The organism is Bradyrhizobium sp. 154 (genome assembly GCF_023073875.1).
Classification (GTDB): domain Bacteria; phylum Pseudomonadota; class Alphaproteobacteria; order Rhizobiales; family Xanthobacteraceae; genus Bradyrhizobium.
In genome coordinates this window covers 65,945-81,017 of sequence record NZ_JADPKG010000094.1, presented here as the reverse complement: position 1 = coordinate 81,017, position 15,073 = coordinate 65,945, and the positions used below count along the sequence as shown (strand labels likewise).

General features: G+C 64.7%; 14 protein-coding genes. 8 read left to right on the top strand and 6 right to left on the bottom strand.

Annotation, left to right across the window (positions count from 1 at the left end):
* The first annotated feature begins 17 nt into the window (after positions 1 to 17).
* Entirely contained in the window at positions 18 to 794 is a 777-nt protein-coding gene (locus IVA92_RS21720) for an arginyltransferase (protein WP_247277061.1), read from the top strand.
* Between the two features lie 140 nt (positions 795 to 934).
* On the opposite strand, the gene IVA92_RS21715 is transcribed toward IVA92_RS21720, so the two are convergent.
* On the bottom strand, positions 935 to 2,299 hold the full coding sequence (locus tag IVA92_RS21715) for an Nramp family divalent metal transporter (RefSeq protein ID WP_247277060.1): 1,365 nt from the start codon (positions 2,297 to 2,299) through the stop codon (positions 935 to 937).
* Positions 2,300 to 2,463: 164 nt separating this feature from the next.
* Here IVA92_RS21715 and IVA92_RS21710 point away from each other — a divergent pair, with 164 nt between their 5' ends.
* Positions 2,464 to 3,708, top strand: coding sequence for an MFS transporter (locus IVA92_RS21710; protein ID WP_247277059.1), 1,245 nt, complete (start codon positions 2,464 to 2,466; stop codon positions 3,706 to 3,708).
* A gap of 57 nt (positions 3,709 to 3,765) precedes the next feature.
* Here IVA92_RS21710 and IVA92_RS21705 read toward each other — a convergent pair whose 3' ends face one another.
* A complete protein-coding gene (locus IVA92_RS21705; RefSeq protein ID WP_247277058.1) occupies positions 3,766 to 5,025 on the bottom strand; it encodes an adenylate/guanylate cyclase domain-containing protein in 1,260 nt (419 codons plus the stop codon).
* Positions 5,026 to 5,202: 177 nt separating this feature from the next.
* Between IVA92_RS21705 and IVA92_RS21700 the strand changes: the two genes are divergently transcribed.
* Both IVA92_RS21700 and IVA92_RS21695 read left to right on the top strand, forming a co-directional pair.
* Positions 5,203 to 6,360, top strand: coding sequence for an MFS transporter (locus tag IVA92_RS21700; RefSeq protein ID WP_247277186.1), 1,158 nt, complete (start codon positions 5,203 to 5,205; stop codon positions 6,358 to 6,360).
* 31 nt (positions 6,361 to 6,391) lie between these two features.
* A complete protein-coding gene (locus IVA92_RS21695) occupies positions 6,392 to 6,583 on the top strand; it encodes a hypothetical protein (RefSeq protein ID WP_247277057.1) in 192 nt (63 codons plus the stop codon).
* On the opposite strand, the gene IVA92_RS21690 is transcribed toward IVA92_RS21695, so the two are convergent.
* The 3 genes from IVA92_RS21690 to dmeF form a co-directional block, all read right to left on the bottom strand.
* The gene (locus tag IVA92_RS21690; RefSeq protein WP_247277056.1) at positions 6,580 to 7,458 is read right to left on the bottom strand and encodes a DMT family transporter; all 879 of its coding nucleotides are present in this window, start codon (positions 7,456 to 7,458) and stop codon (positions 6,580 to 6,582) included. The two genes, IVA92_RS21695 and IVA92_RS21690, sit on opposite strands and share 4 nt — an antisense overlap.
* A 180-nt stretch (positions 7,459 to 7,638) precedes the next feature.
* A complete protein-coding gene (locus tag IVA92_RS21685; protein ID WP_247277055.1) occupies positions 7,639 to 8,469 on the bottom strand; it encodes an N-acyl homoserine lactonase family protein in 831 nt (276 codons plus the stop codon).
* Positions 8,470 to 8,541: 72 nt separating this feature from the next.
* A complete protein-coding gene (gene dmeF / locus IVA92_RS21680; protein ID WP_247277054.1) occupies positions 8,542 to 9,510 on the bottom strand; it encodes a CDF family Co(II)/Ni(II) efflux transporter DmeF in 969 nt (322 codons plus the stop codon).
* Positions 9,511 to 9,707: 197 nt separating this feature from the next.
* Between dmeF and IVA92_RS21675 the strand changes: the two genes are divergently transcribed.
* The 4 genes from IVA92_RS21675 (at position 9,708) to IVA92_RS21660 (ending at position 12,861) form a co-directional block, all read left to right on the top strand.
* Entirely contained in the window at positions 9,708 to 10,526 is an 819-nt protein-coding gene (locus tag IVA92_RS21675) for a chromate resistance protein ChrB domain-containing protein (protein WP_247277053.1), read from the top strand.
* Entirely contained in the window at positions 10,526 to 11,911 is a 1,386-nt protein-coding gene (gene chrA / locus IVA92_RS21670; RefSeq protein WP_247277052.1) for a chromate efflux transporter, read from the top strand. Before IVA92_RS21675 ends, chrA begins: the two co-directional genes overlap by 1 nt.
* Before the next feature lie 69 nt (positions 11,912 to 11,980).
* Complete coding sequence (locus IVA92_RS21665; RefSeq protein WP_247277051.1) at positions 11,981 to 12,265, top strand: hypothetical protein; 285 nt, start codon at positions 11,981 to 11,983, stop codon at positions 12,263 to 12,265.
* 158 nt (positions 12,266 to 12,423) lie between these two features.
* A complete protein-coding gene (locus IVA92_RS21660) occupies positions 12,424 to 12,861 on the top strand; it encodes a nuclear transport factor 2 family protein (protein ID WP_247277050.1) in 438 nt (145 codons plus the stop codon).
* A 271-nt stretch (positions 12,862 to 13,132) separates the two neighbouring features.
* Here the strand turns inward: IVA92_RS21660 and IVA92_RS21655 are convergent, their stop codons facing one another.
* Entirely contained in the window at positions 13,133 to 14,995 is a 1,863-nt protein-coding gene (locus tag IVA92_RS21655) for a response regulator transcription factor (protein ID WP_247277049.1), read from the bottom strand.
* Positions 14,996 to 15,073 lie beyond the last annotated feature (78 nt).

Here is a 15,073-nt window from a genome sequence, read left to right as displayed (position 1 = left end):
GAGGCCCACGACGTCCCTTGACCCAGCACTCGCGCGATACCCCGCAATTTTACCTCACGGCGCCCTCCCCGTGCCCCTATCTGCCGGGCCGGCATGAGCGCAAGGTGTTTACGCACCTCGTGGGTGAGCGCGCCGGTGACCTCAACGATCTCCTGACCCATGGCGGGTTCCGCCGCAGCCAGTCGATTGCGTACCGTCCCGCCTGCGACCAGTGCCGCGCCTGCGTCTCGGTGCGGGTCGTCGCCAACGAGTTCCGGCCGTCCCGCAACTTCAGGAAAGTGCTGGCGCGCAACGCCGACATCATCGGCGAGCAGCGCAGCGCCGTTCCCACCTCCGAGCAATATTCGATATTCCGCGCCTATCTCGATGCCCGCCATCGCCATGGCGGCATGGCCGACATGACCGTGCTCGACTACGCCATGATGGTCGAGGACAGCCATGTCGAGACCCGCATCATCGAGTACCGCAAGCGCGGCCCCGACAGCGGCCTCACCGGCCGCGGCGAGGAACTGATCGCGGTGGCGCTGACCGACGTGCTCAGCGACGGGCTGTCGATGGTCTATTCGTTCTTCGAGCCGAGCCAGGTCAGCCGCTCGATGGGCACCTTCATGATCCTCGACCACATCGCCCGCGCGCGCCGGCAAGGGCTGCCCTACGTCTATCTCGGCTACTGGATCGAGGGCTCGAAGAAGATGGACTACAAGGCCCGCTTCCTGCCGCAGCAGCGCCTCGCGCCCTCAGGCTGGCTACGCGTCGACGCGCAGGGGGATGTGGCATCCGAGCCGCAGGATTAATTTAGCCGACGCGCACTGGTGTCATGCCCGCGAATGCGAGGCATCCAGTGCGCCGCGGCTTCTCCGTTCGATCGCAGGCTTCACCGAGTACGGGTCGCGCGGTCAAGCCAGGCGACGACAGCTGTGCATTCGGCGGACACTCACCCGAACAGCGTATCCGCCAGCAGCTTCACGTTCAAAACAACGATTACGCCTGCGACGATCCACGCGATCGCGGCGACTGACATCGGAATCGCGAACTTCCCCATCTTGCGGCGGTCGGAGACGAAGCGAACCAGCGGGATGACGGCGAATGGCAGTTGCATCGACAGCACGACCTGGCTGAACACCAGCAAATCGGCCGTGCCGCGCTCGCCATAGATCGCGGTGACGACGATCACGGGAATGATGGCAATGCCGCGCGTGAGCAGGCGGCGCGCCCAGCTCGGCAGACGCAGATCGAGAAAGCCTTCCATCACGATCTGGCCGGCGAGCGTCGCCGTAACCGTTGAATTGAGGCCGGAGGCGAGCAGCGCCACCGCGAACAGCGTCGAGGCGATGCCGAGACCGAGCAGCGGCGATAGCAGTTCAAAAGCCTGGCCGATCTCGGCGACGTCGGAATGGCCGCTTCTGTGGAAGGTCGCAGCAGCGACGATAAGGATGGCGGCATTGATGAACAGCGCCAGCATCAGGGCGATGGTCGAGTCCGTCGTCGCCCATTTGATCGCCTCGCGCCGGCCAGCGTCATTGCGCTCATAGGCGCGCGTCTGCACGATCGAGGAGTGCAGGTAGAGATTATGCGGCATCACGGTTGCGCCGATGATGCCGATCGCGATGTAGAGCATCTCGGAATTGGTGAAGATCTCGGTCTTCGGCACAAAGCCACGCAGCACCTCCGCGACCGGCGGCGCCGCAGCCACGATCTGGACCGCGAAGCAGACCGCGATGACGCCAAGCAGCGCGATCACGAACGCTTCGAGGAAACGGAAGCCGCGATTCATCAGGAGCAGCAGCAGGAAAGCGTCGAGCGCGGCGAGCAGCGCGCCGCCGATCAGGGGAATGCCGAACAGCAGCTTCAGCGCGATCGCGGTGCCGATGACTTCGGCGAGGTCGCACGCGATGATCGCCGCCTCGCAGGCAAGCCAGAGCAGGAAGTTCACCACGGGCGAATAGGTCGCGCGGCAGGCCTGCGCGAGGTCGCGGTCGGTGACGATGCCGAGCCGCGCTGCCAGCGACTGCAGCAGGATCGCCATCAAATTCGAGAGCAGGATGACCGAGAGCAGCGTGTAGCCGAACTTCGATCCGCCGGCGAGGTCGGTCGCCCAGTTGCCGGGATCCATGTAGCCGACCGAGACGAGATAGCCCGGACCGACGAACGCCAGCAGCCGCCGCCACCAGCGGCCGGCGGCCGGAATGGCAATTGTGGAATTGACCTCGGCGAGGCTCTTGGTGGTGGGCGCATCGGTGCGCCAGCCGGCGGCGTCTTGGCTCAAGTCTCGGGTCAGATGGGGTGATTGGGCATCCATGCCGGCAGAATACCCAACTTGCTTCTTATTGCAACTCATTTGCAACTGCATCTAGCCGCACCGGTTCTCAGCACAGACCCGTGGCCCTTGTCGGGAAGCGGGTGGGTTCGGCGGTTCTCGCGGGCGAACATGGGCGCAAATTCGCCTTTTGCAGGATATGAGCCATGTCAACGCCCCCGCGCCTCCCTGACACCTTCAACCGCCTCGCCTGGTCGAACCTCGCGGCGCAATCGGCCGAGCAGATCGCACTGGCCGCAGCGCCCATCGTCGCGGTGCTGACGCTGGGTGTCGCCGAAGGCCAGACCGGCCTGCTGCAGACCGCCCTCACCCTGCCCTTCGTCCTGTTCGCCATTCCTGCCGGCGTGCTCGCCGACCGCATCTCCCGCCGTTGGCTAATGGCGGGAGCCGAGGCGGTGCGGGCCGCCGCACTCGCGGCCATCGTCCTCCTGCTGGCGCTGGGGACGCTCGATTTGCCGCTGCTGGCGCTGCTCGGTTTTGCCGCGGTGTGCGGCACCGTCGTCTATAGTGTGGCGGCACCGGCGCTGGTGCCCTCGCTAGTGAGTTCGGACCTGCTGCCGGCGGCGAATGCGCGGATCGAGCTCGCGCGCACCATCGCGTTTGCGAGCGGACCTGCGCTCGGCGGCGTGCTCGTGGGCTGGTGGGGCGCAAGCCCGGCCTTCGGCTTTGCGGCTGCGCTGTCGGCTATCGCCGTGGTGCTGCTTGCCGGCATCTACGAGCCCGCGCGGGCAGCATCTCCGCGGCGCCATCCGTTCCAGGATATCCGCGAAGGCGCGGCCTTCGTGTTTCACCATCCGCTGCTGCGGCCGGTGTTCATCACCCAATTCATCTTCAACACCGGATGGTTCTTGCAGATCGCGGTGTTCGTGCCATACGCGGTGCGCCATCTCGGCCTGACCGCCGCCGGCGTCGGCACCGTGCTGACGATGTACGGCGTCGGCATGGTAATCGGCGCGCTGGTCGCCACCCGCGTGATGCAGCGCGTCGCGTTCGGCACCGTCGTCGGCCTCGGCCCCGTCACGGGCTTCGTCGCAGCATTGGTGATGGCGCTGACGGTGCTGGTCCCCTCGCCCTGGCTTGCGGCCTTGAGCTTCTTCCTGCTCGGCGTCGGACCGATCCTGTGGGTGATCTCGACCACGACGCTGCGCCAATCGGTGACGCCGCCGCGCCTTCTGGGGCGCGTCTCCGCCATCAACATCATGAGCTACGGCGCCCGCCCGCTCGGCTCGGCGCTGGGCGCAATCGTCGGCGGGTTCTGGAGCGCGGAGGCCTGCCTCTATCTCGCAGCGGCAGTGTTCGGCGTACAGGCCCTGGTGATCCTGCTGTCACCGGCGGTGGCGCTCGACCGGCAGCCGGACATGGTGAGGGACGAAGTGGTGGCGGGGTGCTGAAGTCCGGTCATTCCGGGGCGATGCGAGCATCGAGCCCGGAATGACTGGTGAAATCACCTAGCCCGCCAGATACCGCTCGTAGCTCCCCGTCACCGGCTCGCTGACATCGACGTCGGGATCGAGCGTGTAGAGATCCTGCGCGCGGCCGATGCCGCGCAGCGCGTAACGGCCGGTGGAGACGAGATAGCGGCGGCCGGCGGTGTCGAGGCCCTTGTAAAATTCCGAGGACGCCAGCAGTTCGCGATCGACCGAGCGGCTCATCGAGGCGATGCGACTGACTTCGTTGACGGTCGGTCCGACCACCGTGAAGTCGAGCCGGTCCTCGCTCCCGATATTGCCGTAGAAGACCTCCCCGACATGCAGACCGATATAGGCCGACGTGGTGGGACGACCGTCGGCCGCGCGGCGTGCGTTCAGCGCCGCGACGTTCTTGCGAAACAGATGCTCCGCCCGTAGCGCGGCGCGGCGCGCCGCCGCCATGTCCTCGCCGGTGAACATTGCAAGCACGCCGTCGCCGATCAGCTTCAGCACGTCGCCGCCCGCATCGTGGATCGGGTCGATCACGGCTTGCGCATAGTCGTTGAGGAACGGAATGATCTCGTCGGGACCGATGCTCTCGCTGATCCCGGTCGAGCCACGCAAGTCCGAATACCAGAGCACGGCGTTGATGCGCTCGGTGACGCCGCGCGAGATACGTCCACGCAGCACCTGCTCGGAGGCGTCCCGGCCGAGATAGACGCGGCCGAGCGTGCGGGCGATGTCGACCTGCTGTGCCGATTTGATCGCGAGCCCCAGCACCGGCACCAGATCGCGCAGGGCTTCGAGCTCGGGTTCGGAGAACCCGCTGTCACGACGCGTGGTCCAGCAGGAATAGAGGCAATCCATCAGGCCGAGCGCGCCGTTCTCGCCGAAGCGATGCACGAAGGCGAGATAGTGCTTGTGCCCCTTCTCGGCGAGCTCGCCGATCTGCGAGAAATCCAGCGACGGCGCGTCGGCGAGATCGATCACCATCTCGTCGTGGCCGTGCTCGAGCATGTGGAAGAAGACCGAGCGGCGCCAGCTCTTGGCTGCATCGCCTTCGGCAGTCGAGCCGTATTCGAACGCATCGCTCTCGTTGCTCGGCCGGTCGCTCCAGCGAAAGCCGCGCCCTTCATAAATCGGATGCAGCGTGTCGATGACGACGAGCCCGCGCGATAGTTCCAGCCCCTCGGCGCGGCAGCGCTCGCAGAAGCCACGCAGCAGTTCCGGTTCGGGCAGGCTGGTAAGGCCCTGGCCGGCGATCCAGTTCATCAATTCGAGGCGCGAGGTCAATTGCATGCGCCATTATGGCGTGCATTCGTGACGAGCGAAAGGCGCGAGCCACGCGCGGGCCGTGCGCAAGGCTCCCATCCCTTGCAGATCGAATATGTCGCAGGGGCGGTTGACGTGTTCGCCGCGCGCGCGGCAGATGCCCACAATGACGAGCTTGTCGGCAAGAATCGGAGCCACGCGCAGATGAGCCGGCGCCAGCTTCCGATCATCCTGGCGCTCGGCGCCACGCAGACCCTGGCCTGGGCTTCCAGCTATTATCTGCCGGCGCTGCTCGCCGATCCCATGGCGCACGACCTCGGCATTTCCTCCAACTGGATTTTTGCCGCGTTCTCGGCTTCGCTCGTGATCGCGGCGCTGCTCGGCCCGCGCATCGGGCGGCAGATCGATCTCGTCGGCGGACGGCAGGTGCTTTCGGCCTCGAACCTGACCATCGCCGCCGGCCTCGTCCTCCTCGGCCTCTCGCACTCGGTGGCGGTGATGGCGATCGCCTGGCTCGTGCTCGGCGTCGGCATGGCGATGGGCCTCTATGACGCCGCCTTCGCCGCTCTGGGGCGCATCTACGGCACCGAGGCGCGCAGGCCCATCACCGGCATCACGCTGATGGCGGGCTTCGCCTCCACGGTCGGCTGGCCGCTCACCGCCTGGGGTCTGTCCCATATCGGCTGGCGCGAGACCTGCTTTGCCTGGGCGGCTGCCAATATCCTGATCGGCCTGCCCCTCAACTTCTTCATGCTGCCGGTGATCAGGGGTGCGAGGCAGACGGCGGCGACCGCCGAGAAGCCGCATTTGCCGCTCGACCGCACCATGATCCTGCTGGCCTTCATCTTCGCCGCGGTCTGGACCGTCACCGGCGCGATGGCCGCGCATTTCCCCCGCATCCTGGAGACGACGGGCGCAACACCCGTCGAAGCCATCGCGGCCGGCGCGCTGATCGGCCCGGCCCAGGTCGGCGCGCGCATGCTCGAGGCGGGCTTCCTCAGCCGTTTCCATCCGCTGTGGTCGACGCGGCTCGCCTGCCTCACCCATCCGATCGGCGCGGTGGTCGTCGCGATCTTCGGCGGCGCTGCGGCGAGCGCGTTTGCGCTGTTCCACGGCTCCGGCAACGGTATCCTGACGATCGCGCGCGGCACGCTGCCGCTCGCGATTTTCGGACCAAAGGACTTTGGTTACCGTCTCGGCATCATCGGCGCACCGGCGCGGATGGCGCAGGCGGTGGCGCCGCTCGCCTTCGGTCTGCTGATCGACATCATGGGGGCCAAGGTGCTGATCGTCTCCTCCGCGCTCAGCCTGTCGGCGTTGGCGGCGTTGTTCCTGATCCGTGCCGGGCCGCGCCCGGATTGACCGCCCGGCCCCTTTCGCGCACAAGCGGGCCATGAGCGAAGACCCCGGCCCGCCACGCACGTTCAAAGGCCTCCTGCGCTGGGCGACCACGGCGCCCCAGGCCTGGGGCGTCTATCTCCTCGCCGTCCTGCTGGTCTGGCTGCTCTCGTTCTATGCCGGCACGCTGAAGCCGAAGAAGACGCCGGAAGCGAGTCCGCCCACGGTGACCGTCCCGCGGAGCTAGGCGGGCTTCGTCTCGCTGGTCGCGATCCAGATCCCGGCGAACACCGCAACCAATCCGACAAGCAGATGAGCCGTAATCGGCTCGCCGATGAGGAGCGCAGCAAGCAGAGCGGCGGCGATCGGATTGATCGTCATCGTGTTGGCGACGCGAGTCGGCGTTGCCCGCTCCAGCGCCATGACCCAGAGGATGAAGGCGAGTGCGCCGCCGCCAATGCCGAGATAGATGCCGGCAATCCACTGCGCCGTGGTGAAGTGCTCGAGCGCCGCAAAGCTGCCTCTCACCAGACCCGCCAGTACCAGCACGACGGCACCCGCACCCATGCCCACGGTGAGAAAGCCGAGCGCGCTCGAGCGCTGCATCAACGGACGCGACAATACGTTGTAGAACGCCATGCAGAACACGGCTGCAGTCATGATCAATTCGCCGCGCCAGGCCCCTGGCGGACTGTGCGCCAGGCCGGTAGCCAGCGCTGCCGCCACGCCGAGCACGGCGATGCCGACACCGATGATCTTCCGCACCGTCAGCCGCTCGACGCCAAGGAGCGCCCCCACCACCATCGTGTGAAGCGGCAGCGTCGCGAGCGCAAGACTGGCGCGGGCAGCGGTCGTGTAGGACACCGCGATGTTGTAGAGGATGAAGAACAGACCGAAGAAGCAGATGCCGAGCAGCGCCACGGTCGGCCAATCGGACCGCTGCGGCCAACGCACGCCAAGCAGCAGCGCGCATGGCACGAGGCAGAGAAAGCCGATCCCCCAGCGCAGGATCGCGAGCATGATCGGATCGGCGCCGCCCACGAGATAGCGGGTAATAGCCGCCGCCGTGCCACCGAGGCTGCTCGACGCCAGCGCGATCGCAACCCCGGCCCATTCGCCCACCGCTGTCTCCTGTCGCGGAGCTTTTGGCGGGCCTAGCACGAAGCTGCTGCCATCGTCGTGGCAGCAGCTTCTTCACACGCCCAGCGCTTCCGGTCCGATGCGATCGGAACGGAAGCTCTGGATGCTTGTTTTGACGCGTTTTCTTGGCGCGAACCGGTGCCCACTTCGCTCGAAAACGCTCTACTCGTAAAACTCGGGCGCCATCTTCTGGCTGTCGCGCTGGGCCTTGTCGTGGTTGATCCAGAGCTGCGCTTTTTCCCTGGCGAGCGTGTCGGCAATCTTCTGCATCGAGGCCGCGCTCTGGTCCTTGTTGACGTTCATGCTCGGCACGCGGCGGTTGTCCCAATTGTCCTTGAAGTGGACGGCATCGCCCGACAGGATCACCGCGCCGGTTTTTGGCAGTTTCACCAGCAGCGACTGGTGTCCCGGCGTATGGCCGGGCGTGGATAGAATGGTCACGCTGCCGTCGCCGAACACGTCCTTGTCGCCTGCGAGCAGCTCGACCGGATGCGACGGCTTGAAGCGCGGCGCGTTGTTGGGCCCGGGCCAGTCATATTCGGCCTTCTGCACGTAGAGCATGGCCTGCGGAAACAGCTCGACATTGCCGGTATGATCGGGATGCGTGTGCGAGACGGCCACCACTTTGACGTCGTCGGGCTTCAGCCCGAGCTGTTCGAGCTGGGCGGCAAGCGTCTTCGGCCGGCGCCAAGTGACGGCTTTGGGATCGGCGGGCGCGAGTCCATTCGGCATCGCGGCGACGGAATCGGCAATGCCGGTGTCCCACAGGAACCAGCCCTTGGCGTGCTTGATGAGATAGCAGCTGTCGACGAAGTCCATCGTCTTGCCTTCGTTGAGGCCAGGCGTCCAGCGGGAGATGTCGCCGGCGGTGCCCTCGCCGCAATTGAGCACGTAGAGCTTTTCGACCCCGGTCTTCTCCGATTGCGCCAGCGCCGAAGGGCCGGGCAGAGCGAGTGCAGCGATGGCGAGCGCGAGCTTGATCCTGGGCATCATTGTTGTTCCTCCCGTACAGGGCGAAGACCGAGGATCAACCCCGGCCCGTTCGCGCAATTCCCGTCAAGCAAATCAATGCGGGCAGGTCTCGACCTCGACCGTGACGTGGCTGAGGCCCTTTAGCCCCGCGAGCCGCCGCTTGTAGACGGCCGGCTGCTTCGGCTGGTCCGACACCACCGAGAGCAGCACGGCACAATGGCCGGGCCCCACCTGCCACAGATGCAAATCGGTGACGCGGTCGTCGCCAACTTCCATCCGCGCCCGGATCACCCGCTCCAGCTTCTCGTCGGCGCGCACGTCGAGCAGCACCGCCCCCGATGACTTGATCAGGCCGAACGCCCAGCTCGCGATCACGGCGCTGCCGATCAGCCCGACGGCTGGATCGGCCCAGACCCAGCCCGAATACATCGCGACGGCGAGTGCTGCGATCGCCAGCACCGAGGTCGCTGCGTCCGCCATGACGTGCACATAGGCGGCACGAAGATTGTTGTCGTGATGATGATGGTGATGGCCATGATCATCCTGGTCGTGGTCATGATCGTCGTGATGATCATGGGCGTGGCTGTGGCCGTGATGATGATCGTGGTTGCCGCGCAAGAGCCACGCGCTCGCGAGATTGACGCACAGGCCGAGCGCGGCGACCGCGATCGCCTCGCCATAGACGATCGGCACCGGCGTGATCAGCCGCAGCACGCTCTCATAGGCGATCTCGATCGCGATCAGGCCGAGGATGATCGCGCTGGAGAAGGCGGCGAGATCGCCGAACTTGCCGGTGCCGAAGGTGAAATGCGCATTTTTCAGGTGCCGGCGCGCAAAACGATAGGCAAAGGCGGCGATGCCGAGCGCCGCCGCATGCGTGCCCATGTGCCAGCCGTCGGCCAGCAGCGCCATCGACCCGAACAGCGAGCCGGCGACGACCTCGCCGACCATCATGACCAGCGTCAGGACGACCACGAGCCAGGTACGCCGCTCGTTCTCGTCGTGCTTGTCGCCAAGAAAGGCGTGGTCATGGGTCCATTGTTCGATGGAGTGGGAATGCATCGAATTCTCCAGAAGATTCAGGTCTGTCGGCCTGCAGTATAGACCGCCGAGGCGCGATTTTCTAAGGCCCAATCGTGCCGCGGATTGACAGTCCTGCTTAGTTTCGCTGTAATCGGCGCCATGGGGATTTGAGCGATCTCCCCACGAGGCGACACGCCCAAGCATCGCGTCCCGTTCGTTTCTTGCGAGGACGCATCATGTCTACTTTCACGACCATCTCATCTGACAAATTGGCACGGCTGGTCGGCACCGCGAACAGCCCGGCCCTCATCGATGTGCGCACCGAGGAGGATTTTGCCGTCGACCGGCGGCTGATCCCAGGCTCCATTAAGCTCAGTCACGACAAGGTGACGGACTGGGGCGGCGACTTCGCCGGCCGCCGGGCCATCGTCTCCTGCCTGCGCGGTGAAAAGCTCGCGCAGGGCGCGGCGGCGTGGCTGCGCCAGCTCGGCGTCGAGGCTGAGACGCTGGAGGGCGGCTTCGAGGGCTGGAAAGCGGCAAACCTGCCGCTGCTCGACACGCGCAAGCTGCCGCCGCGCGATGCCAGAGGGCGCACTGTCTGGGTCACGCGGGCCCGGCCGAAGGTCGACCGCATCGCCTGCCCCTGGCTGATCCGCCGCTTTGTCGATCCCAATGCGGTGTTCCTGTATGTGGCACCGTCCGAGGTGATCGGCGTCGGGGAGCGGTTCAATGCAGCTCCCTTCGACATTGAGAACGTGTTCTGGAGCCACCGCGGCGAGCTCTGCACCTTCGACGTCATGATCGAGGAATTCGGGATCGCCTCGCCACCCCTGCTCCGGCTGGCGACGCTGGTGCGCGGCGCCGACACCGCGCGGCCTGATCTCGCGCCAGAAGCGCCGGGCCTGCTCGCGGCCTCGCTCGGACTATCGCGCATGTATGACGACGACCTCGCGCAGCTCGAGGCCGGCATGCTGCTCTACGACGCCTTCTACCGCTGGTGCCGCGACGCCACCACCGAGACCCACAACTGGCCGACCAACAAGGTGAAGGCGTAATGGATATCCGCAACGTTCAAGCAGGAGCTGACGCCGGTCACGGGGTCAGCTTCAATGAGGCCTTTCGTGTCTGGCTCCGCGTCGCCTGCCTGAGCTTTGGCGGGCCCGCGGGCCAGATCGCGGTGATGCATCGTATTCTGGTCGAGGAGAAGAAGTGGATCTCTGAAGCCCGTTTCCTGCATGCGCTGAATTACTGCATGCTGCTGCCGGGACCGGAAGCACAGCAGCTCGCGACCTATGTGGGCTGGCTGATGCATCGCACCGCCGGCGGGCTGATGGCGGGCGGGCTGTTCATCCTGCCCGGCATCATCGCCATCATGGGCCTGAGTTACGTCTACGCCGCCTACGGCAATGTCAGCTTCGTCGAGGCGCTGTTTTTCGGACTGAAGGCCGCCGTGCTCGCCATCGTGGTCGAGGCCGTGGTCCGCGTCGGCAAGCGCGCGCTGAAGAACCGCATCATGATCGCGCTCGCGGCCGCGGCCTTCGTCGCCATCTTCTTCTTCGCGGTCCCCTTCCCGATCATCATCATCGCCGCCGGCATCATCGGCTATGCCGGCGCGCGCGCTGGCCGTCCGGAATTCGCACCGGCTGGTCACGGCCACGGCGGCAGCGGCGCCGCGATCGACAGCATGCTCGGCGAAGCTGTGCCTGAGCACGTGCGGCCCAATACGGCGCGCGCGATCCGCGTCGGCGCGCTGTGGCTGGCGCTCTGGCTGATACCGGTGATCGGGTTGTTGCTCGCTCTTGGGCAAGACAATGTGTTCAGCCAGATCGCACTGTTCTTCTTGAAAATGTCGCTGGTCACCTTCGGCGGCGCCTACGCCGTGCTGGCCTACGTCGCACAGCAGGCGGTCGAGCATTATCACTGGCTCAAGCCGCATGAGATGCTGGACGGCCTCGGCATGGCCGAGACCACGCCGGGCCCGCTGATCATGGTGCTCCAGTTCGTCGGCTTCATGGCCGCCTACCGCGACCCGAGCGGCCTGTCGCCAATGCTGGCGGCAACGCTTGGCGGCTTGCTCGCGACCTGGGTCACCTTCACGCCCTGCTTCCTCTGGATCTTTCTCGGCGCGCCCTATATCGAGCGCCTGCGCGGCAACACGGGATTGGCCGGCGCGCTCGGTGCGATCACCGCCGCGGTTGTCGGCGTGATCCTCAACCTCTCGATCTGGTTCGCGCTGCACACGCTGTTCCGCGCCACGGTGCCGGTGACCGCCTTCCCGTTCGACTTCGACATGCCGGTGCTGACGAGCGTCGACGTGCCGGCGCTGGTGCTGTCGATTGCAGCGGCCACCGCGATCTTCCGGTTCAAGCTCGGCATGCTCACAGTTCTCGCCGGCAGTTGTGCCGCGGGCGTGGCGATGCGGTTAGCGGGGGTAATTTAGGGCCTGCACCCACGAGTCCGTCGCGCCCGACTTGCCATCGGAAGGCGACGTTGAAGGCGACAGCGCTACATGGCGGTCTTGCCCAAAATGGCGAATTACACCGTGACCAGCGCAGGGATTTCCGGCCTACGTACTGTGCGCCGGCGCTCTCTCCCATTCGTCAACGTGGTTGACGGTAGTTGCCCGGAATTGCTGTTCCGCGAGCTATTGGATGGAGTCTTCGGGCAACCAGCCATGATCAATATGCCTTCGCAAAACTGGTCGTGGTGGTTGAAGTTCGGCGCATGTGTGACCGGCTGCATCAGCGGTGCCATGGCGCGCGATACGGACTCCCGAGGTGAACGGCGTCATTGAAGTTACCATCGCCTGCACCTCTTCCTTAATGAACCAATGGCCGGCCACAACGCGACCGGCGACGGTGTCGTCATGCCCGCGGGAGCGCAGCCGCGCCGGACGACCGGACTGATAATCTGATCAATCGGGAAAGGCATTATCCAACAGAGGAGTATCCTATGAAGTTGGCTCAAACATCAGCACTAGTCATTTGTCTGCTTGGCGCGCCAGGGATTTCGCTGGCTGCGGATGCCAAGGGGGATGTGGAGAAGGCATACGCCTCTTGGGATGCCGCATTCAACAAGCACGACGCAAAAGCCATCGGCGCTTCCTATGTCGCGACGGCAAAATTGATGCCGCCTACACATCAGGTGGCGTCAGGTCCGGCTGAGATCGAGAGTTTCTTTGCTGGACTGTTCGCGAACGGCGTGACGGGTCACAAGTTGGAGATGATTGACGCCGGCGGAGACGACAAGGTTGTGTTCGGGACAGCCAAGTGGAGTGCCACGGGTAAGGACAAGGAGGGCAAGCCGTCTCCATTGGGTGGTCTGGCGATGCACGTATTCGAACGCCAAGCCGATGGATCGCTCAAATTGAGGCTGCAAACATTCAACTAAAGCGGTCGAAGCTGATCAGTCCGGTGAGGCGGCGGCCTTACCGGACACTCAGAAGGGCTACTTGTCCCGGTGCAAGATATGTCCGGGGTGGGTCGCAAGCCGTCGATGATGACCAAGCGGGACGACTTCCGATTCGCCCTTAGAAGCTGCTGCCGGAACGCGACTTGAACCGACAGGGCTGCGTGGCGGCTAAGGGCCTAGAAGCAGACGCTGCGGACGCGCCGGCAACGCTCAAAGCAGCAGTACCGACGCTAGCGAGGCGCCGAGTAAGCTACACAAACAAATCATGCGTCAGATGGTGCTCAACGCTTGCGTGATCAAGGGCGCTTTGCTCGGCGTGCGAAGGGCCAATCAGGTCCGCATCCTGAATTAGCGCCAGTCCATTTTTTCCGGCATCGTGCAGAGTATATTCCACTGCATCCGGTCCGTGGCCGTTCCCAGAATTCTCTGAAACTCTGACCTCTGCCCTATCATTCTTGAAATGAAAGGAATCTTCGAACTGGGGCGCAGCTGCCGTTGCATTCTGGTCCGGCCCCGCATGCAGAGTTTTAGAACCGCTTATGGGCACCTTGGGCAAGTCAGCCTGCGATTGGCCGGAATTGAAATGGCTACTCTGTACATCGTCCTTGGCGTGCTGATCGGCAGTTGCGGAACCTTCCTCCGAAGCGTCTAAGTCGCGATGCGATTGCCCCCAGTCAGAATCGTGTCCGGTTGAGTCGTGCTTGGCGGGCTGCTTATCGGCTGCTGCCCCGTGTTCCGAAATATGCAAATCACGCTGCGATTGTCCATGATCTGGATCGTCTCCCGGTGGCCGGTCTCCGGCGTGTGGCTTACCGGCTGCTGCTCCCTGTTCCGAAACATGCAAATCACGCTGCGATTGTTCATCATTGGATCCGTCGGCTGCGGTCGCGTGTATTGTGCCGTGTTCGGCATTCCTCGACGCGTCCGTCGCGGCCGCCTGCTCGAAGCCGCTATGATCGATCGGAGCGTCGATGGCGCCGGATCCGACGTGAGGGTTGCCGCCGGCGCCTACGCTATGCTCGCTTGCGGCTGCATCGACGATCTGATGCTCGTCGCTTTTGCCGATGGCATCGCTTCGGCCAGCCTCGAAAACGAATGATTCATGGCGGCCTTCGGGATTAAGCCGGGCTAGGTTCTCCAACTCGTTTAGGGTCGCATCGGCGCTGCCAGGCATATTAAGGGCGCCCAATTCGCTGGTGGCGTTTTCGGCAGCCGACGCAAAGCTATCCCAAAAAGTGAACGCCTGCGCAGGACTGTTAAGGAGTTCGTAAATCGAAACTCCGACCGCCATGAGCATAAACCCGCCAAAGTCACTGATGCTTGACCTTGGAGGGTTGAGTGCCGGCGATGTGATCGTGCTGGCGGCAATATCGGCGCGGGACTCGATGAGCTTGCTGCCCCGCGTCGGGATGTCAGCTCCAGAGTTCTCGGCACGATCGGCTTTACCCACGGCTCTGGCCGTTTTACCCGAAGCCGCGGTCGTTTTTGGGGGGCTGATTTTGATGGTCACGACAGCGCCGGTGTCGTCTGCGGCCATTACCGTGACACTATCGGTAAGCGCATGATGAACTGCGCTCGCGCTCGCGGGCTGAACGTCGTCCAGCGCTGCCCAAATCAGAGCTGCAAGCGCGCCGACCCTGCCGTAAAGGCGCGATAGGGCGAACGTTGCGAGCTCGGTTCGGTTTTTGATCTCAGACTGCGCAGACATGTGATCAACTCGCGCCTTGATCGTGCCTGTGGCGACGTTGAGCTGGCGCGCAATCTCCTTGTTCGACATACCGCAGGCGACCAGACGTAGGATCTTGCGCTCCAGGTCCGTCGACGCTGCAAGTCCATTTTCGCCGCACGCGCCCTTGCCGGGCTTGCGGATAGCCGCCCGATCGGCGGTCGGTGCCACCAGCCTCAGGGACCGGAACAAGGTTTCGGGCTCCTCGCGCATCGGAATCGCAGTGCAGGCGCCCGCCGCGACGGCGTCAGCGATATCGCCTCGCGCAACCGATGCTGTGTAGAATACCAAGCGCGTGGGAAGGTTTTCCGCAGTAACGGCGGCGAGCATTTCAGAAGCCGTCACGTCAGAAAATCCGTCCTCCAAAAGGGCGACATCTGGCGTCAACCTCCGGACTGCTTCGAGGCAAGCCGCTCCATTAGTGCATGACGCAACAATCTCGAAGTCACGCTCCGCCGCAAGTAG

What these genes read in the sequence shown, in the direction of transcription:
- IVA92_RS21715 (WP_247277060.1), bottom strand. Translation starts at nt 2,299, where the DNA reads ATGGATGCCCAATCACCCCATCTGACCCGAGACTTGAGCCAAGACGCC.
- IVA92_RS21710 (WP_247277059.1), top strand. Translation starts at nt 2,464, where the DNA reads ATGTCAACGCCCCCGCGCCTCCCTGACACCTTCAACCGCCTCGCCTGG.
- IVA92_RS21705 (WP_247277058.1), bottom strand. Translation starts at nt 5,025, where the DNA reads ATGCAATTGACCTCGCGCCTCGAATTGATGAACTGGATCGCCGGCCAG.
- IVA92_RS21700 (WP_247277186.1), top strand. Translation starts at nt 5,203, where the DNA reads ATGAGCCGGCGCCAGCTTCCGATCATCCTGGCGCTCGGCGCCACGCAG.
- IVA92_RS21695 (WP_247277057.1), top strand. Translation starts at nt 6,392, where the DNA reads ATGAGCGAAGACCCCGGCCCGCCACGCACGTTCAAAGGCCTCCTGCGC.
- IVA92_RS21685 (WP_247277055.1), bottom strand. Translation starts at nt 8,469, where the DNA reads ATGATGCCCAGGATCAAGCTCGCGCTCGCCATCGCTGCACTCGCTCTG.
- dmeF (WP_247277054.1), bottom strand. Translation starts at nt 9,510, where the DNA reads ATGCATTCCCACTCCATCGAACAATGGACCCATGACCACGCCTTTCTT.
- IVA92_RS21675 (WP_247277053.1), top strand. Translation starts at nt 9,708, where the DNA reads ATGTCTACTTTCACGACCATCTCATCTGACAAATTGGCACGGCTGGTC.
- chrA (WP_247277052.1), top strand. Translation starts at nt 10,526, where the DNA reads ATGGATATCCGCAACGTTCAAGCAGGAGCTGACGCCGGTCACGGGGTC.
- IVA92_RS21665 (WP_247277051.1), top strand. Translation starts at nt 11,981, where the DNA reads ATGGCGGTCTTGCCCAAAATGGCGAATTACACCGTGACCAGCGCAGGG.
- IVA92_RS21660 (WP_247277050.1), top strand. Translation starts at nt 12,424, where the DNA reads ATGAAGTTGGCTCAAACATCAGCACTAGTCATTTGTCTGCTTGGCGCG.